Source organism: Polynucleobacter sp. MWH-HuK1 (genome assembly GCF_018881815.1).
In the GTDB taxonomy this organism is placed as follows: domain Bacteria; phylum Pseudomonadota; class Gammaproteobacteria; order Burkholderiales; family Burkholderiaceae; genus Polynucleobacter.
In genome coordinates this window covers 1,270,192-1,289,576 of record NZ_JACVPP010000001.1, presented here as the reverse complement: position 1 = coordinate 1,289,576, position 19,385 = coordinate 1,270,192, and the positions used below count along the sequence as shown (strand labels likewise).

The window sequence follows — 19,385 nt, the reverse complement described above, 5'->3', positions numbered from 1 at the left end:
GCTTAGAGTGAACGTGCAACTTCAGTTACTTCAAACACCTCAAGCTGATCGCCCTCTTTAATGTCGTTGTAGCCTTTTAATGACAAGCCACACTCAACACCAGCACGAACTTCTTTTGCGTCATCCTTGAAGCGCTTGAGGGAATCAAGCTCACCAGTCCAAACAACAACGTTATCGCGCAATAGACGAACACTTGAAGTGCGCTTAACGATACCGTCAACGACCAAGCAACCAGCAATTGCGCCAACTTTAGACACCAAGAAGACTTGACGAATCTCAACGAGACCGGTGATTTCTTCTTTCTTATCTGGAGTCAACATACCGCTCAAGGCTAATTTCACTTCGTCTACCGCATCATAAATAATGTTGTGATAACGTATATCCACACCATTGTTCTCAGCTAGCTTACGAGCAGCTGCATCGGCACGGGAGTTAAAACCAATAATGACGGCCTTAGAAGCAACCGCTAAATTCACGTCAGTTTCAGAAATACCACCTACTGCAGCGTGAACGATTTGCACCTTCACTTCTGGAGTGGAAAGCTTCATAAGAGACTGAGATAAAGCTTCTTGTGAGCCTTGTACGTCTGCTTTGATGATGAGTGGTAACAATTTCGCTTCAATCGCGCCTTCACCCATGTTTTCCATCATGGTTTCGAGTTTGACTGCTTGCTGTTTAGCCAACTTCACATCACGGAACTTGCCTTGACGGAAGAGTGCAATTTCACGAGCCTTACGCTCATCAGGCACCACTTGCACTGCCTCGCCTGCAGCAGGAACTTCTGATAAACCTTGAATTTCCACCGGAATAGATGGACCAGCTTCGTTGCATGGCTTGCCATTCTCATCCATCATGGCGCGCACGCGACCAAATGTAGAACCAGCTAGCAACATATCGCCACGCTTGAGCGTTCCAGATTGAACCAAGATGGTTGCAACAGGTCCCTTACCTTTATCCAAACGGGCTTCAATAACCAAGCCTTGGGCCGGCGCTTCTTTTGGTGCTTTCAACTCCAGGATTTCAGCTTGTAAAAGAACATTCTCTAGCAAAGCATCGATACCTTCACCAGTTTTTGCGGACACCGGAATAAATGGCACATCGCCACCGTATTCTTCAGGAACCACTTGCTCGGCAACCAATTCTGTTTTAACGCGCTCAGAATTGGCTTCTGGTTTATCAATCTTATTGATCGCTACTACCAAAGGCACACCACCTGCAATTGCGTGATGAATTGCTTCTTTAGTTTGCGGCATCACGCCGTCATCAGCAGCAACCACCAAAATCACGATATCAGTTGCTTTAGCACCTCGAGCACGCATTGCCGTAAAGGCTTCGTGACCCGGAGTATCCAAGAATGTAATCATGCCGCGCGGGGTTTCTACGTGGTAGGCACCAATATGCTGAGTGATACCACCGGCTTCACCGGTAGCCACTTTTGCTGCACGAATCTTATCGAGCAAAGATGTTTTACCGTGGTCAACGTGACCCATCACTGTTACAACTGGGGGACGTGGTAATAACTCCGCATCATGACCGTCGGTACCGAGATCTAAATCTGGATCATCCAGTTTCGCAGCAAAGGCTTTGTGACCCATTTCTTCAACAATGATCATTGCAGTATCTTGATCAAGTACTTGGTTGATGGTGACCATTTGGCCCATACCCATCAATAACTTAATCACTTCTGCACTCTTCACTGCCATTGCATGGGCTAACTCAGCAACAGTAATCGTTTCTGGAACATGAACATCACGCACAACCGGCTCAGTAGGTACTTGGAAGTTTGTGTCGACGTTTGCTTCAGCGATTTGACGCTGTTTCTTACGACCGCCGCCAGAACGCCAACCACCAACACCACCAGATGAATCACCACGAGTTTTTAAGCCGCCAGGTTTCTTGGCGCCCTCCTCTTGCCAAGTGGAAGATGTCTCGGAAGATTTAATGGTTTTGCCGCCAACTTTAGCTGCGGACTTCTTCTTGTCTTCAGCGCCCTCAGCTTTGGCGGGCTTGTGTAAAGTACCTTTTTTCGCTTCTTCGGCAGCAACTTCACTTGGCGCCTTTAGAACACGAGCAGGAGCACTCATCATATCGCGAATCGCCAAAGCCTCAGCTTCAGCCGCAGCACGACGCACACGAATGTCTGCTAATTCTTTTTCTTTTGTTGCGGCTAACTCTTTTGCAGCTTTATCAGCAGTCGCCTTTTTCTCTGCAGCAGCAGCCGGAGCATCATCTACAGGAGCAACTTCCTTCACAACAGGAGCGGCAACTTCTTTTTGGCGCGCCTCTTCAGCCGCTTTCATTTCTGCTTCTTGACGAGCTAGTAACTCAGCTTGGCGAGTTGCCTCGGCTGCACGCTTCTCTAACTCTTCTTCAGAAATAACTGGTTTAGCTGGCGCAGCTTTAGCCGCCGCTTTTGCTGGAGCTTCTACTGGCTCAGGAGCCTTATCACCCGCCTTAACGAGCACACGCTTTTTGCGCACTTCCACTTGTACGGTACGAGTACGTCCAGCAGAGTCTGCCTGACGAATCTCTGAGCTCTCGCGCTTGATTAAAGTAATCTTTTTACGCGCGCCTGTGTCAGCGCTACCGTGCGCTTTTTGTAAGTGCTCGAGCAGGACCGTTTTGTCCTTTTCGGTAATGCTATCGTCCTCAGAAGCTTTTTCGATGCCAGCCGCCTTCAGCTGCTCCAAGAGGTCTGGCGCGGTACGTTTTAATTCTTTAGCGAGTACTTTTACTGTTGTTGCCATGCACTACTTCCTCTCATGAAGTAAACCAATGTTCGCGCGCTTTCATGATGAGCGTTTTCGCAGTTTCTTCGTCAATTTGTGTCGCCTCAACCAGCTCATCAACAGCCAGTTCAGCAAGGTCGTCACGGGTATGTACTTGATTTTCAGCAAGCTTCGCAATCAACTCTGTGGTCATTCCCTCAAGGGAACGCAAGTCTTGTGAAACTTCGCCAATACGCTCTTCTTTTGCTAACTCCATTGTTAACAAGGAATCACGAGCGCGAGTACGCAACTCATTCACAGTGTCTTCGTCGAATGAATCGATTTCTAACATTTCAGACAGAGGTACGTAAGCCACTTCTTCTAATGTGCTGAAACCTTCTTCAATCAAGATATCAGCCACTTCTTGGTCTACATCTAACTTGTCCATAAACAACTGGCGTACAGAAGAGGCTTCTTTTTCAGTTTTCTCAGCAGACTCTTCTGGAGTCATGATATTGATCTGCCAGCCAGTCAAATCGCTCGCCAAACGAACGTTTTGTCCGCTTCGGCCAATCGCAATTGCCAAGTTCTCTTCATCAACCACTACGTCCATTGCGTGACGCTCTTCATCAACCACGATAGAAGACACTTGGGCTGGAGCCAAAGCACCAATCACAAACTGTGCCGGGTCTTCAGACCACAACACGATATCCACAGCTTCGCCAGCTACTTCGTTACGCACTGCAGTAACGCGTGTGCCACGAACGCCAACGCAAGTACCGATTGGGTCGATACGCTTGTCATAAGTAATGACGGCAATCTTTGCGCGTATACCAGGATCGCGGGCAGCGCCTTTGATCTCTAATAAGCCTTGCTCCATCTCTGGAACTTCGTTCTCAAACAACTTGATCAAGAAATCTGGGCAAGTACGTGAGAGTTCAATTTGTGGGCCACGTGCTTCACGATCCACTTTAAGAATGTAAGCGCGTACACGATCGCCTGAACGCAAGTTCTCTTTAGGAATCATTTGATCACGACGCAGCAATGCCTCAACACGACCAGATTCAATAATGAGGCCATTCTTATCGGCACGCTTCACAGTACCGGTCATGACTTTTTCGCCACGCTCAAGGTAGTCGTTCAAAATTTGCTCGCGCTCAGCATCACGAATGCGCTGCAAGATCACTTGCTTAGCAGCTTGTGCGCCGATACGACCAAAAGCTAAAGATTCGATCTGCTCTTCGATGTAGTCACCCACCTCGATATCAGATAGCTGCTCTTGAGCTTCAAATTGCAAAATCTCTTTATCTGGCTCCTGCAAACCGGCTTCGTTCGGCACTACCAGCCAACGACGGAAGGTCTCGTACTCACCAGTATCACGATCAATCGAAACGCGGATATCCACGTCTTCTGTGGCGTAGCGCTTCTTAGTTGCAGAGGCCAATGCCATCTCCAACGCTTCGAATACGATCGCTTGATCAACGTTCTTTTCACGCGCTAACGCGTCTGCCAACATGAGAACTTCTCGGCTCATGACTTTCTTCCTTTGAAATCAATAACAGGGACCAACCGAGTCTTATCGACCTCGGCTAAAGAGAACTCCAATTGAGAAGGCTGACCATCAGCACCCTCAAATACCAAACCAAACTTTGCATCCGGTGAATTCAATTCACCACTCAGCAAACCTTGCAACTCACCACGAAAATTCTTACGATTGCCAACAGCAACGCGCAATTTCAAATCCGCTTGCATTCCAGCAAAGCGCGCATGATCAGCGGCAGTTTTTACTGGACGATCCAATCCTGGAGATGAAATCTCTAAGCGCTCATACGGAATATTTTCAACTGGCAAGGTGTAGCTCAACTGATGACTAACCTTCTCGCAATCCAATACCGTAATCATGCGCTCGTAATCAGGGTTTTCAATTGTGACGCGCAGCAAACCTCCAGCTTCACGCTCAATATCAACTAGCGTGTAACCTAAGTTTTCCAGCTCTGCAGAAATAACCTGCTGATCCTTCACGACACTCCTTCATACCAAAATGGCAAAAAAAAATGGGCTTCAAAGCCCATATTCTCGAAATTCAGAACAGGCCGACTTACGTTGATCGCAACATCAGTCGGTAACAACTAAAAACAGCAGAATCTTGCTGTAAGACCAAAATTATAGCCTATTTGAGAGAAAACCGATACAAATCAGAAGCTTTCGCCTGGATTTCGCGGTTTTCTTGACCCTTTATTGAAAGGTTTGCGCCCCTTTGGCACACCTCTTTTGGGTCCATTTCCAGCGTTCTGAGGGGTTCCAGTCACAAATGCGGACTGATCATGGTGCACTTTTTTAGCCTTATTGCGGCTTTGACCGCTTCTTCCTTGCCCGCCTTGACCTGGTCTACCACCATGGGTGCGTCCTCGGAACGGGCCGCGCCCATCACCAGCACCACCTCCGTTACCTGCTTTACCGCCCCTACCCTGATGCGTTAGCCCGCTATGGCCACTTGCTAATGTCAAAGCATCACGGGAACCCCAATAAGAAACTGAGGTTTGCATTGGATCAGGCTGAAAATCATCTCCAGCTGGACGTCGATCGCGGCTATTTGGATTGGTGTTGCGACCCTTGTCTTGTGGCTGGGGCATTTTGAGACCAGCAGATTTCATCAAGTTATAAATGCCACCCGTCTCAATTTCTTCCCATTTGCCACGTCTTAATCGTGGAGGCAATAAGAAAATACCATAACGAGTTCTGATCAAGCGAGATACCGTATGGCCAACTGCTTCAAACATACGGCGCACTTCGCGATTACGTCCTTCGTTTAATGCAACGTGGTACCAGCGGTTTGCGCCCTCACCACCACCCATTGCTAGGCGTAAGAATTTTGCTTGACCATCGTCCAATGTAATACCACTCTTTAATAGCGCTGTGTTTTCTTGGCTCAAGTCACCCAAAATGCGAACAGCGTATTCACGCTCAACACCATAACGCGGATGCATCAAACGATTCGCTAATTCACCAGAAGTAGTAAATAGCAATAAACCTTCAGTATTGAAGTCCAAGCGGCCGACTGCAATCCAGCGACCTTGACGCGGTTTTGGCAAACGGTCAAATACCGTTGGACGACCTTCAGGATCGGATTGACTGACAATCTCGCCTGCAGGCTTGTGATACATGATCACGCGCGGCGGCTTAGTCTGAATCTTACGATGCACCGGCTTACCGTTAATGCGCACTTGATCCGTTGGTCCAATACGTTGACCAATATGTGCCGGTAATCCGTTTACAGAAACCCGTCCTTGAATAATCAAGTCTTCCATATCGCGACGTGATCCCATGCCAACGTCGGCCAATACTTTATGCAACTTAACAGTATCTTCATCATCAGCGTCGTCATCTAAACCATCAAGGTCTGACCACACTTCATCACGCAAACTCAAAGGCAAGTCATCTACGTTTGCAAATTGCAAACTACTAACTTCATCTTCAGTTGGCGCATCTGGATCTTCGTCCTCACGTGAACGTTGTGCGCGTTGTGCGCGACGTTCTGCTCCAGTTTGATGAGATATCTCACTCTCATTTATACCGTCAGGATTTTTAACTTCTTCAACTTCTGGAGCATCTAAAGCTGCATCAAACTCACCAGACACTACCGAAGCGAATAATGCTTCACTTTCAGCTGGATTGGGGGCTAATTTGGCAGATTGACTGCCATGATTGTTGCCGCCTTCACGTGGACCATTGCTTTCGCCACCTTCACGGCGTGGCCGGTCCTTATTAAAGGGGCGCTTCTTATTAAATGGGTGCTTTCCAGAACCTTGTCGGCGGGGGCGACGATCTCCACGTTCCGCGCGCTCTCCCCCCTCAGTCTTCTGACCATCAGCATTTGATGGTGCAGAGTCTGTATGAGATGGGGTTGCCGATGGGTTTACTACCGGGGATGAATCGTTTTCGTTAGAGTTTGTCATTAATTATTATTTTGTTTCGTCTGGTTTGCCTTCAGACTCAGGGGTATCTTCTTCTGTTACCTCGATAACCGCTTCTTCGACTGTGATTTCAGCCACTTCTAAAGCCTCTACTTCAATGGCTTGTTCTTCGCCATCAATGATGACTGTTTCTACGGTTGCAGACGGATCAAATTCCATTACTGCTTGACCTAATTGTTCTGCAGCCGCCATCGGTGCCGCGTCTTCCAAAATAGGCAGACTTTGTAAATTGGTAAGACTGAGATCATCTAAAAATTGCTTAGTCGTTGCGTATAAACCAGGACGGCCAACTGTTTCCTTATGGCCAATGACCTCAACCCAACCACGATCTTCTAACTGCTTCATCACATTACTGCTAACTGCTACACCACGAATCTCTTCAATCTCACCACGAGTCACTGGCTGGCGATAAGCGATGATGGCCAAGGTCTCCATTACTGCACGTGAATACTTAGGCGGCTTCTCAGGTGTGAGGCGATCTAGGTACTCACGCATCGACAGACGGCTCTGAAAACGCCAACCTGTTGCGATATGCACCAATTCCATACCCTTGTCGTCCCAAGCACGTTGCAGCTCGACCAATGCCTCATCGATATCCGCCGTAGTGATGTCTTCAACAAACAAGCGAGACAAATCAGCAACAGTGAGTGGCTCCTGCGCGCATAGGAGGGCTGTTTCAATTACGCGCTTATTGTGATCATCCATAAAAGTCGGGCTACCAGGAATCATCCTGACTAGGCTTTAAAAATGTATTTAGTAATTGGTTTTGGTGTTCTTTAGCGACTACGGACAATCCATCTCATCAGTTCTTATTGGCATATGTCCGCGCTGAAACGAAGTCCTTTTCGTTCACCTTGCGCCCATTATAAGGTAGGCTCAATACAATAGCCACATGCATAAGAAATACACCAAACCCTTTTTTCTGGCATCTGATGCCCCAGTCTATATAGGGCGTCGTAAGCTCCTGAGCCTTGGGATTGGCGTGGGCACCATTCTTGGGGGTGCAGGCTTGAGCTCCTGCAGTCTGATGAGCAGCAAAAAACCGGTTGTTGGCTTGGTTTTGGGGGCTGGGGCAGCCCGAGGCTTCGCTCATGTAGGCGTTATTAAGGCCTTAGAAGCTCAAGGCATTAGACCTGACATTGTTGTTGGCAGCAGTGCTGGAAGCGTGATTGCCGCTTTATTAGCCTCAGGCGCCACCGGCAACGAACTCAACCGTTTGGCCCTCAACCTAGATGAGGCCACTATTGCCGACTGGGGACTCCCTTTTGCCGGCCGATTTGGAGGTCTTATTAAAGGAGATGCTCTCCAAAATATGGTGAACCGTGAGGTGCAAAACAAATCCATTGAACAAATGCGCATACCCCTAGGCATTGTTGCTACTGAGCTGCAGTCAGGCAAAGGTATTTTATTTAGAACAGGTAATACCGGTTTGGCAGTGCGCGCCTCTTGCAGTGTACCCGGCGTTTTTCAGCCTGCAGTTATTAGTGGCAAAGAATATCTAGATGGTGGCTTAGTGGCGCCGGTGCCCGTCAGCTACGCAAGACAAATGGGTGCAACTTTAGTGATTGCAGTCAATATTTCTTCCGAACCGGTCCATCAAGACGCCAGTGGAACTCTTGGTGTCTTGCAACAAACCATTTCCATTATGCAACGAAGCATCAATCAGTACGAATTAAAAAGTGCTGACATTGTGATTCAGCCACAATTAAAACAAATGGGTGGCGGGGATTTCAAATCCAGAAACGCAGCTATTCTTGCTGGCGAGGCAGCAGCACAAGAACAAATGACGCTCATTAAGGAAAAGCTGAAAGGCTAATAGGTATAAGGCTTAGTAGCCTTATTGTCTTAAAGATTGCGTGACTTACGCTTAAGATTTTTTACTTCGTTGAGAAGTTCTTGACGCTCTGAATCATTGAGATTGTCGCTACCATCTAAACGGCGCGCGCCATCAAAACGCTTATCCCAGTAGAGACTGCCGAGATCATCGACTCTGACATTCGTACCCTTAGAAGGCGAATGAATAAATTTGTTATCGCCCACGTAAATACCAACATGAGAAAAAGTTAAACGCATGGTGTTGAAGAATACGAGATCGCCTGGTTGCAACTCTTCACGAGTAATGGGTTTGCCAACACGACTCATCTGAGTAGATTTACGTGGCAATAAAAATCCAAGCTTGTCTTTAAAGACATAGCCAACAAAACTACTGCCGTCTAATCCAGACTGCGGCAACTCTGTATCCCAGCGATAACGCACGCCAATCACTTCCATGGCGCGGTTGATTAACTCTTCTGATTTACCTGTAACGGTATCTGCCAATCGATCAGAAACGCGGGCGATATAAGAGCGCCCTGCTTGGAACATGCTTTCTTTAGGCACAGCCGCATCTGTACTTGCCTCGGCCACAGGGTCGGCCGCAAAAGTGGAGACGCAAATGAATGCGCCCAGACCAAAGCTCAGAAGTTTTGAAAGCATTGTTTTTTTCAATGACATCGAATCAGTTTAACAAAGAACCCTTAATTTACCAAGTCTTCAATTTAGACCCAAGCCCTTGTTTATAAAGACAAATTTTCACTAAAGAGGGGCAAATGCACCAAATTAGCTCATTTAGCAGGAATTTACCCCCTTCTCCAGACCTTACTAAGTTAGCTCTGCAGCTGCAAAAAGCTCTTTCGTATAGGTCTGCCGGGGGTGCTTAATGAGGGTTTCGGTATCGCCGAACTCAACCACTTTGCCGCCTTTGAGAACCATTACCTCATGTGACATTGCTCTAATCACTGCCAAATCGTGACTAATCATGAGATAGGCTAAGTTGTACTTTTTCTGTAGCTCGGTCAATAAGGCAAGCACCTGCTTCTGAATAGAAACATCCAATGCAGAGGTTGGCTCGTCTAGAACCAAAATTTGCGGACGCAGAATAAGTGCTCGTGCAATTGCAATGCGTTGGCGCTGACCACCAGAAAACTCATGGGGATAACGTAATAACGCCGAACGATCCAGGCCAACCTCTTTGAGCATGTCGACCACACGGGTTTCTCGATCTGCTGTCGACAGCTTTGGAAAGTGCACATCCAAACCTTCGGAAACGATTTGCAATACATTCATGCGTGGTGATAGAGAGCCAAAGGGATCCTGAAAGATCACTTGCAGACTCGAGCGCAGCGCTCTTCTCTCCACAGGTTTGAGTTTCTGCCAATTATTACCAAGCACATCAACATCACCCGTTACTTCTGCTGCAGTGTCGCCCAATAGTCCCAAGACGGCCATGCCTAAGGTTGTCTTGCCAGAACCAGACTCACCAATCACGCCAATGGTTTGACCTTGTTTCAGCGAGAAGCTAACTTTTTTCAGAACTTTATGTGGCGGCGCTTTTTTAAACCAAGATACTGACTCAGAGCTTGGGTAGGCTACTGATAGCTCTTCCGTTTTTAGTAGTACTGGTGCCAATGGCATCAGTGGCGCTAGGTCACGTACAGGCTCACTATTTACTAAAGCGCGAGTGTATGGATCTTTGGGGTGATCAAACACTTGCTTGGTAGAACCAGACTCCATCAGATTACCTTGGTTCAAGACGGCAACACGCTGCGCAAAGTGTTTCACCAAATTGAGGTCATGGGTAATCAATAAAATTCCCATGCCACCATCATCTTTAGACTCCTCTTGCAACTCTTTGAGTAAATCTAAGATCTGCAAACGCAAACTCACATCCAATGCAGTTGTAGGTTCATCTGCAATCAGAAGGCGCGGCTTGCATGCCAAAGCCATGGCAATCATGGCGCGCTGTCTCTGACCGCCAGAGAGTTGATGTGGATAAGAATGAAAACGACGCTCAGGCTCAGGAATGCCGGTCTTGCGCAGCAAATCAACTGCAGCTTCTATCGCATCTGTTTTAGAGATCAAAGGTTGATAGATCTGCACTGCTTCGATAATTTGATTGCCCACAGTAAACAATGGATTCAAAGCCGTCATCGGCTCCTGAAACACCATCGCAATCTCACGACCACGAATCTCTCGAATGTCTTGAATAGACATGGAAAGTAAATCTACTTCACCCTTCCCGTCTTTTCTATTCCATAGAATCTTTCCAGAAACTTTCGCACCCTCTGGCTCAAGTCTCAGTGGCGCTAATGCAGTCAGAGTCTTACCAGAACCCGACTCGCCAACGAGAGCAACCCGCTCACCTATGCCGATTTCCAAATCAAGATGATTCACGGCAAACTTTTCGCGGCGACCTGCCCCAAATGAAATACAAAGATCTTCATAGCGCAACAAGCTCATGAGCGACTCCCACTCATCAAGCCAGCTTTACGAGAATCAAATGCGTTGCGCAATGCCTCGCCCATAAAGGTCAACAGCAGCAATGTTGTCACCAAGACCGCAAAAGTAGATAAAGAGATCCACCATGCATCGAGATTACTCTTGCCTTGAGATAATAATTCGCCCAAGCTTGGCGTCCCTGGCGGCACTCCCAAGCCCAAGAAATCCAAGCTCGTTAAAGAAAGAATGGCTGCACTCATGCGGAACGGTAAAAAGGTAATCACTGGAGTCAAACTATTAGGCAATATATGGCGCCACATGATTTGCACATTTGTTAAACCCAAGGCTCTAGCTGCGCGCACATACTCCAAGGCACGGTTACGGAAGAATTCTGCACGAACGTAATCCGATAAACCCATCCAACCAAAGGCTGCCAGCAAAATGATGAGCAAGGAAACGCTAGGGTTAAAGATCGAAGCAAAAATAATGAGCAAGTACAACTCTGGCATAGCCGACCAAATTTCAATCAATCGCTGAGAAATCAAATCAAACTTGCCACCAAAGAATCCCATCAAGGATCCAGTAATAATGCCAACAGTAACGCCAACAATAGTGAGCGCCAACCCAAAAAGAATGGATAAGCGAAAGCCGTAGATGAGGCGTGCTAAAACATCGCGCCCACGATCATCGGTCCCTAACCAGTTCTCCCAAGATGGTGGTGCTGGATTAGGCACCTTAGAGAAGTAATTGAGCGTCTCATAGCTGTAGTGAATCGGCGGGTAAATTGCCCAATTACCGTTACTCGTGATGTTATGACGAATATCTGGATCTAAGAAATCAGTCGGGGTGGCGAAGTCTCCGCCAAAAACCGTTTCTGGCTGGCTCTTCACGATCGGGAAATAGAAATGGCCTTCATAGCGAACCACTAAAGGCTTGTCATTGGCAATGAACTCGGCACACATCGATAAACCAAAAAGTACCATGAATATCCATAGGCTAGCGTAGCCCATGCGACTATTCTTAAAGCGTTGCCAACGATTCATGAACTACCTCCCGCACCAAACTGAATGCGTGGGTCGATGTATACATAGCAAAGATCAGAAATCAGCTTCGTAAATAAACCAATTAAGGTGAATAGGTAGAGAGTGCCAAATACGACTGGATAGTCGCGGCGCATCACTGACTCATACGAAAGCAAGCCAAGTCCATCCAAAGAGAACAAAGTCTCTATCAACAAGGAGCCCGTAAAGAATGCGCCAATAAACGCTGCAGGGAAACCTGTGACCAGTGGCAAAAGAGCATTGCGGAAGACATGCTTCCAAAGAACTTGCTTTTCAGTAAGCCCTTTTGCGCGCGCAGTCAGAACGTATTGCTTACGTATCTCTTCTAGAAATGAGTTCTTAGTCAACATGGTCACCACTGCAAAGCTTCCTAGAACGGATGCTGTAATTGGTAACACCAAATGCCACAAGTAATCCATCACCTTGCCAATGAGACTGAGATCGCTCCAGTTATCAGAGGTTAGACCTCTTAGCGGGAAGATCTGTAAAAAACTTCCCCCGCCAAATACCACCAGCAATAAGACACCCAACACAAATCCAGGAATCGCATAACCCACAAGAATCATGCTACTAGTAATGGCATCGAAACGTGAGCCATCACGTACCGCCTTCGCAATACCCAAAGGAATCGAGACTAAATAGGTAATAAAGAAAGTCCATAAACCGATGCTGATCGACACCGGCAATTTTGAGACAACTAAACGCCATACGCTTTCGTGCTGGTAATAACTTTGACCTAAATCGAATCGAGCAAAGCGACCCAACATCATGAAATAACGCTCAAGGGGTGGCTTATCAAAACCATACAAGGCTTTCACCTCTTCCAGGCGTTGTGCATCAACACCTTGACGACCGCGATACGTTGCACCAGAGCCCGATGACTCTGAGCCGCCAGTCGCTGCACTACCTTTACCTTTTAACTCCAATACCATTTGCTCTACTGGACCACCTGGAACAAATTGCACTACGGCAAAGGTGAGAGTTAATACACCCAAGATCGTTGGGATCATCAAGAGCAGGCGCTTAAAGATATAGGCGCGCATTTGACCTTGCATTATTTAGACTCCTCTTTCCACCAGTTTTGCATAATCCACAGCTCAGCTGAATAGTACAAAGGCGGTTCTGGATAGCGCATCTCATGACGGAAGGCAACACGATGGGTTGGGTTGTACCACTGAGGAACTACGTAATAACTATTCCACAAGACACGATCAAGTGCTCTAGTAGCAGTTCTTAACTGTTCACGATTTTGCGCCTTGGTAATCTCATCAATCAAGGCGTCTACTACAGGTGATTGCACTCCAATCACGTTATCGGAACCCTTTTCTTTGGCAGCTTGACTACCAAAGCGGTCCCAGAGCTCATTGCCTGGGTTTTGAGAATCCTGGAATCGTACGGTGGTCATATCAAAGTCATATTCGTTCATACGCTTTTGATGCAGAGCAAAGTCGCTTGTACGAATATCGACCTGCACTCCTAACTTCTCTAGGTTGCGAACGTACGCAGAAATCACCCGCAAGAAGAAGCCACCGTCTTCCACAATCTCAAAACGAAATGGCTCACCCTTTTCGTTGCGCAATGCGCCATCGCGATACTGCCATCCCGCATGCATGAGAAGCTCGCGCGCTTTTTTTAAGTTCTGACGCAAACTTCCTGGCGGCTTGGTTGATGGCGCCGCAGGCATTGGCTCAAAAACAGCATCTGGAACCCACTGCGGATATTTTGCTTTCAGAGGTTTAAGTAATTTCAACTCACCTTCAGTTGGTTTGCGAGGACCATCAAAGTTGGCACTTAAGTCGCTATTCGTAAAGTAGCTATTGATGCGACTATACTGATCAAAAAATATCTGCCGATTGAGCCATTCAAAATCTAACGCATAACCTAATGCTTGACGTACACGCACATCCTTAAAAATTGGGCGGCGCACATTCATTGCAAAACCTTGCATCCCAGCACCGTTGTGATTAAGGAATGCTTTTTTCAGCAAAATACCTTTATCAAACTTTGAGCCAACATAGCCTTTGGCCCAAATCTTGGCGCGATACTCAACAAGAGCATCAAACTCCCCCGCCTTAAAGGCTTCCAGCCTGACAGCATCATCACTGTAGAGCTTGTATAGCACTCGATCAAAGTTATAAAAACCAACGCGCACGTTGAGTGGCTTACTGAGTTGGTCAGCCCAATAGTTGGGATTCTTTTTATAGACAATCGACTTGCCAGCTTTAAAAGACTCTATCAAATAAGGGCCACTTGCAAGCGGTGCCTCAAAGGCAAGCTTTTCAAATGGGATCATCGATCCATCGGGTTGCTTACCCCAGTTACGCGAGAACACTGGAAAGGTACCCGCCAAGATTGGTAACTCTGCATTGTCATTTTTAAAATCAAAGCGGATGGAGCGATCAGATAAAACTACCGCTTCTTTAATATCAGCAAAAGTTGTCTTATAGCGTGGATGAGCTTTACCACTCATTAAAGTATCAAAGCTGTATTTAACGTCAGCCGCCAATACAGGACTGCCATCAGAAAACTTCGCTTCCGAACGAATATGAAACGTTACTGACCTGTGATCTTTGGCTACCTGAATATCGTCAGCCAATAATCCATAAATACTAGATACCTCGTCAGCACTCCCCTCAGCCAAAGATTCAAACATCAAATCAATGCCTGGTGCAGTAATGCCGCGTAAAGTAAATGGGTTGAATTTATCGAAGCTGGTTCTTTGCCCTGGATTGGGCAATACCAAGGTTCCGCCCCGAGGGGCGTTTGGGTTCACATAATCAAAATGGGCAAATCCATCGGGATACTTGGGTTTACCGTATTGCGCAATACCCTGTCCAGCAATAGCCGCATTGACTCCTAGCCCTACTAGCAGCGCTAGGAGCAGAAAACGGGCAATTTGGCGAATGAGTTTTAAGGTGGGCATATATGCAACAATTGTAGATAGCTAATCATATTTGAAGCAAAGGACACAACATGGGCTTTCTCTCCGGCAAAAAAATCCTCATTACCGGCCTCCTCTCTAACCGCTCAATTGCCTATGGCATTGCCAAGGCCTGCCATCGCGAAGGCGCTGAGCTAGCCTTTACCTACGTGGGCGAACGCTTTAAGGACCGCATTGTTGATTTTGCAAATGAATTCAATACTGACCTGATTTTTGACTGTGATGTGGGCAGCGATGAGCAAATTAGCGCCCTTTTTAAGGATTTAGCTAAATCCTGGCCTCAGTTTGACGGTTTTGTTCATGCTATTGGCTTTGCACCTCGAGAAGCCATTGCTGGTGATTTTTTAGAAGGCCTCTCTCGTGAAGGCTTCAAGATTGCCCATGACATTTCAGCGTATAGCTTCCCTGCAATGGCGAAAGAAGCTTTACCCATGTTGCGCGATAAGTCTTCTTTACTTACCCTGACTTATTTGGGCTCGATGAAGAATGTTCCTAACTACAACACCATGGGTTTAGCTAAAGCCTCTCTAGAAGCTTCCGTGCGCTACCTTGCCGGCTCAGTTGGTCCTAAAGGTATTCGTGCTAACGGTATTTCTGCTGGCCCAATTAAAACCTTGGCAGCGTCAGGCATCAAAGGCTTTGGCAAGATTTTGGAAGCAGTTGAACAAACTGCACCACTTCGTCGCAATGTCACCATTGACGATGTAGGCAACACTGCAGCATTCTTATTGTCTGATTTAGCAAACGGCATTACTGCTGAAATCATTTATGTTGATAACGGCTTTAGCCAAGTAGTTGGCGGAATGGACGAAGTTTGAGTGTTCCACTACGTGAGGCCTTGAAGTTTTGGACCAAACTTGGCTTCATTAGTTTTGGTGGGCCAGCAGGACAAATCGCCGTCCTTCACCAAGAGTTAGTTGAAAAGCGTCGCTGGATTTCTGAGCGGCGCTTTTTACATGCGCTGAACTATTGCATGCTCCTTCCTGGGCCCGAGGCTCAACAACTAGTGACTTACATAGGCTGGCTAATGCACCGTAGCTGGGGCGGCATTCTTGCGGGAACACTCTTTGTGCTGCCTTCTTTATTCATATTGATTGGCCTATCCTGGGTTTACCTCACCTTTGGGCAAGTTCCTTGGATTGCAGCAATCTTCTTTGGCATCAAGCCTGCTGTTACTGCAATCGTCTTGCACGCTGCAGTACGTATTGGTAAACGCACTATTCACAACCAGGCTCTGCAGTGGATTGCTCTAGGTTCTTTTTTATCAATCTTTATTCTGAATCTTGCTTTTCCAATCATCGTAGCGATTGCTGCTGCTATTGGCTATTGGGGTGGCAAAAAATATCCAGAATATTTTCAACAAAAAAATACCCATGGCAGTAAAGTATCCGGCAGCCATGGCAGTGCGCTTATTGATGATCACACTCCTGCTCCAGAGCATGCGCAATTTGATTATCATAAAACGATTCGCCACTCTTTGATTGCTCTCAGCTTTTGGCTGCTACCTATAGGTACTTTAGTCTTACTCTTCGGCTGGAAGACCTTATATCCACAGATTGCCTGGTTCTTTACTAAAGCCGCCTTTCTGACTTTTGGTGGAGCATATGCAGTCCTTCCTTACGTATATCAAGGAGCTGTTGATCACTTCCATTGGCTTAGCGCCAACCAAATGATTGATGGCTTAGCACTTGGTGAAACCACGCCAGGTCCACTCATCATGGTGGTTGCGTTTGTTGGCTACCTTGCTGGGCACATTCAACACTTAATAGGCGCTAGCAATCCTTTTTGGTTTGGTGTACTGGGCGCTTGTATTGCCACTTGGTTTACCTTCCTACCTTCCTTCTTTTTTATCCTGGTTGGTGGACCACTCATTGAATCAACTCACGGCAAACTTGGCTTTACCGCTCCTCTGACCGCTATCACTGCAGCTGTTGTTGGCGTCATCGCCAATCTAGGCCTCTTTTTTGCATATCACGTCTTTTTACCTAGGGGCTTTAGTGGCTCGATTTCCTGGATCTCGATCTTAATCTGCGTCTTGGCTGGATTAGCCTTATTTAAATTTCAAAAGGGTGTTCTCACGGTATTGGGTGGGTCTGCCTTAGCTGGATTACTATTTCACTACATCTCCATCTTGATGGGGTGAGTTTTTCTCCAAGATTGGCATAATGCAACTTATGCGAATCGAACCTCAAACCATCACCCATCTTCAAGAATGGCTCGGTAAAACAGAGTCATTTCAAGACACAGTTACATCAGCGCCAGTGCGCGCCCTCTCGGCCACCTTGGATCGTGAAGATCCCGCCCCAAGTAAAGGTACTTTTTTACCGGAGTTATGGCACTGGCTGTATTTCCTACCTCACGCCCGCGAATCTGAAATAGGCCCTGATGGTCATCCTAAACGCGGTGGCTTTTTACCTCCAGTTCCACTACCACGTCGCATGTGGGCAGGCAGTCGTATTGAATGGCTAAAGCCGCTGGCAGTTGGCGATGAAATTGAGCGAGTTTCTACAATTGAGTCAGTAACTCACAAAGCAGGTCGCACCGGTGATTTGATTTTCGTTTTGGTTAACCATAAGATCTCCAATCAAAATGGTTTAGCAATCATTGAAGAACATGACATCGTTTATCGCGATGCTCCCGGACCAGACGACAAGCCTATAGCACCCACCCCTGCGCCAACAGATGCCAAATGGAGCAAAACCATTACGCCTGATGATGTATTGCTGTTTCGCTACTCAGCACTAACATTTAACGGCCATCGCATTCACTACGATCGTAAATACGTTACCGAGGTAGAAGGCTATCCTGGCTTGATTGTGCATGGACCTTTGATTGCGACTTTATTAGTTGATCTTGTGCGTCAAAGTATTCCTGGTTGCAAGCTCAAGAGTTTTGAGTTCCGCGCCATTCGCCCTACTTTTGATATCAACACTTTTAAAGTGAACGCCAAACCTGATTTGGAAAAAGATCCGAGCGGAAAAACGATTTCGATTTGGGCGCAAGATCACGAAGGTTGGCTAACGATGCAAGCCACCGCCGTACTAGCTTAATCAAACACTATTTATTTATGACCATCCAACACCTCTCCCGTGAACTCGCCAGCTTTGCGGCCAACCTCAAGGCTACAGACATTCCTGACGATGTGATGAACCGTGCTGAAGATTTAATGGTGGATTGGTTTGGTTCTGCCATTGCCGGGAAAGGCTCACGACCAGTCGAGCTCATCACCCAATTTGCGCAGAACATGAGCGGTTTTAATACGGCACACGCTGGGCCATCTGAGATTCTGGTTTCTCGCAAAACCTCCAGCCCTTTTTTAGCGGCAATGGCAAATGCAGCAGCATCCCATGTTGCAGAACAAGATGATGTACACAATGGCTCAGTCTTTCATCCAGCGACAGTAGTATTTCCGCCGGCACTTGCTTGCGCACAAGCCCTTGGTGCTTCTGGTGAAGAAATATTGGTTGCTGCAGTTGCAGGCTATGAAGTAGGCATCCGCGTTGGCGAATTTCTGGGTCGCTCTCATTACAAAGTGTTTCACACTACCGGCACCGCTGGCACTCTTGCGGCGGCTGCAGCAGTTGGAAGACTTCTGAAACTCTCTCCCGAGAAAATGCTCAACGCCTTTGGTTCTGCGGGCACACAATCAGCTGGTCTTTGGGAGTTTTTACGCGATGCCGCCGACTCCAAGCAACTTCATACAGCGCATGCCGCATCTACGGGCTTAATGTCTGCATATATCGCACAAGCTGGATTTACAGGTGCGCAGCATATTCTGGAGGGTAAGCAAGGTCTTGCCGCTGGCATGTCAAGCGATAGCGATCCAAGTAAGCTAGTGGATCGCTTAGGTAGCCGCTGGGCTTTAGCAGAAACTAGCTTTAAGTATTACGCTTCATGCCGCCATACTCACCCTGCTGCAGATGCCTTATTGCAAGTGATGTTGGCCAATAAGCTATCCCCTAACGACATCGTTAAGGTAGAGACTTTGGTGCATCAAGGCGCTATTGATGTTTTGGGGCCGGTAACAGATCCAGCTACCGTGCATCAATCTAAGTTTTCTATGGGTACAGTATTGGCTTTAGTTACCCATTATCAATTTGCTGGTTTGCAGGAATTTGACACGCACTTTCATGATAATGAGATCTGCGCGTTCCGTGAGCGCGTTACGATGACTCTGGACCCTGAAGTAGATGGCGCTTATCCACAACGCTGGATCGGCAAAGTTAAAGTGCACTTAAAGAATGGGCAAGTTTTGGATGGTCGCGTTGATGAGCCTAAGGGCGATCCTGGCAACACCCTATCTCGCGCAGAAATTACCGACAAAGCGATGCGTCTAGCCGCCTTCAGCGGTGGCGCCAACCCAGCCGAGATGAATAAAGCAATTGATCTCTTGTGGAATATCCGCAAACAAGCCAAGATAGGCTTTCTACTTCCTTCGAATTAA

At 47.2% G+C, this 19,385-nt stretch carries 15 protein-coding genes; 5 read left to right on the top strand and 10 right to left on the bottom strand.

All coding sequences use genetic code 11. The annotated features are described in order from the left end of the window. Positions 1-2 precede the first annotated feature (2 nt). From infB to scpB, 5 genes are all read right to left on the bottom strand, one after another. Positions 3-2,747 (bottom strand): translation initiation factor IF-2, encoded by a 2,745-nt coding sequence (infB, locus tag ICE93_RS06660; RefSeq protein ID WP_216186724.1) that lies wholly within the window; start codon positions 2,745-2,747, stop codon positions 3-5. 13 nt (positions 2,748-2,760) lie between these two features. Beyond that, a complete protein-coding gene (gene nusA, locus ICE93_RS06655) occupies positions 2,761-4,242 on the bottom strand; it encodes a transcription termination factor NusA (RefSeq protein ID WP_216186722.1) in 1,482 nt (493 codons plus the stop codon). After that, the gene (rimP, locus tag ICE93_RS06650; protein WP_216186720.1) at positions 4,239-4,730 is read right to left on the bottom strand and encodes a ribosome maturation factor RimP; all 492 of its coding nucleotides are present in this window, start codon (positions 4,728-4,730) and stop codon (positions 4,239-4,241) included. The genes nusA and rimP overlap by 4 nt, the downstream gene beginning before the upstream one ends. A 173-nt stretch (positions 4,731-4,903) precedes the next feature. Beyond that, positions 4,904-6,664, bottom strand: a complete 1,761-nt coding sequence (locus ICE93_RS06645; RefSeq protein WP_216186718.1) for a pseudouridine synthase — start codon at positions 6,662-6,664, stop codon at positions 4,904-4,906. Positions 6,665-6,670: 6 nt separating this feature from the next. Continuing rightward, positions 6,671-7,411: an SMC-Scp complex subunit ScpB gene (scpB, locus tag ICE93_RS06640; RefSeq protein WP_216186716.1), complete on the bottom strand. Its 741-nt coding sequence runs from the start codon at positions 7,409-7,411 to the stop codon at positions 6,671-6,673. Between the two features lie 163 nt (positions 7,412-7,574). Here scpB and ICE93_RS06635 point away from each other — a divergent pair, with 163 nt between their 5' ends. Next, complete coding sequence (locus tag ICE93_RS06635; RefSeq protein WP_216186714.1) at positions 7,575-8,498, top strand: patatin-like phospholipase family protein; 924 nt, start codon at positions 7,575-7,577, stop codon at positions 8,496-8,498. 29 nt (positions 8,499-8,527) lie between these two features. Here the strand turns inward: ICE93_RS06635 and ICE93_RS06630 are convergent, their stop codons facing one another. The 5 genes from ICE93_RS06630 to ICE93_RS06610 form a co-directional block, all read right to left on the bottom strand. Further along, complete coding sequence (locus tag ICE93_RS06630; protein ID WP_216186712.1) at positions 8,528-9,175, bottom strand: C40 family peptidase; 648 nt, start codon at positions 9,173-9,175, stop codon at positions 8,528-8,530. A gap of 147 nt (positions 9,176-9,322) precedes the next feature. After that, positions 9,323-10,960, bottom strand: a complete 1,638-nt coding sequence (locus tag ICE93_RS06625) for an ABC transporter ATP-binding protein (RefSeq protein WP_216186710.1) — start codon at positions 10,958-10,960, stop codon at positions 9,323-9,325. Continuing rightward, positions 10,957-11,982, bottom strand: a complete 1,026-nt coding sequence (locus ICE93_RS06620) for an ABC transporter permease (RefSeq protein ID WP_216186708.1) — start codon at positions 11,980-11,982, stop codon at positions 10,957-10,959. Before ICE93_RS06620 ends, ICE93_RS06625 begins: the two co-directional genes overlap by 4 nt. Beyond that, complete coding sequence (locus ICE93_RS06615; protein WP_216188301.1) at positions 11,979-13,043, bottom strand: microcin C ABC transporter permease YejB; 1,065 nt, start codon at positions 13,041-13,043, stop codon at positions 11,979-11,981. Before ICE93_RS06615 ends, ICE93_RS06620 begins: the two co-directional genes overlap by 4 nt. Before the next feature lie 11 nt (positions 13,044-13,054). After that, positions 13,055-14,923 carry an extracellular solute-binding protein gene (locus tag ICE93_RS06610; protein ID WP_216186706.1) on the bottom strand — a complete coding sequence of 623 codons (1,869 nt, stop codon included), beginning with the start codon at positions 14,921-14,923 and terminating at the stop codon, positions 13,055-13,057. A 50-nt stretch (positions 14,924-14,973) separates the two neighbouring features. Here ICE93_RS06610 and fabI point away from each other — a divergent pair, with 50 nt between their 5' ends. Genes fabI through ICE93_RS06590 form a run of 4 tightly spaced genes read left to right on the top strand, consistent with a single transcriptional unit; the run spans position 14,974 to position 19,385 of the window. Beyond that, positions 14,974-15,759: an enoyl-ACP reductase FabI gene (gene fabI / locus ICE93_RS06605; protein WP_216186704.1), complete on the top strand. Its 786-nt coding sequence runs from the start codon at positions 14,974-14,976 to the stop codon at positions 15,757-15,759. After that, complete coding sequence (gene chrA, locus ICE93_RS06600) at positions 15,756-17,084, top strand: chromate efflux transporter (RefSeq protein ID WP_216186702.1); 1,329 nt, start codon at positions 15,756-15,758, stop codon at positions 17,082-17,084. Before fabI ends, chrA begins: the two co-directional genes overlap by 4 nt. A 22-nt stretch (positions 17,085-17,106) precedes the next feature. Next, positions 17,107-17,991 carry a MaoC family dehydratase N-terminal domain-containing protein gene (locus ICE93_RS06595; protein ID WP_216186700.1) on the top strand — a complete coding sequence of 295 codons (885 nt, stop codon included), beginning with the start codon at positions 17,107-17,109 and terminating at the stop codon, positions 17,989-17,991. A gap of 17 nt (positions 17,992-18,008) precedes the next feature. Then, positions 18,009-19,385, top strand: coding sequence for an MmgE/PrpD family protein (locus ICE93_RS06590; RefSeq protein ID WP_216186698.1), 1,377 nt, complete (start codon positions 18,009-18,011; stop codon positions 19,383-19,385).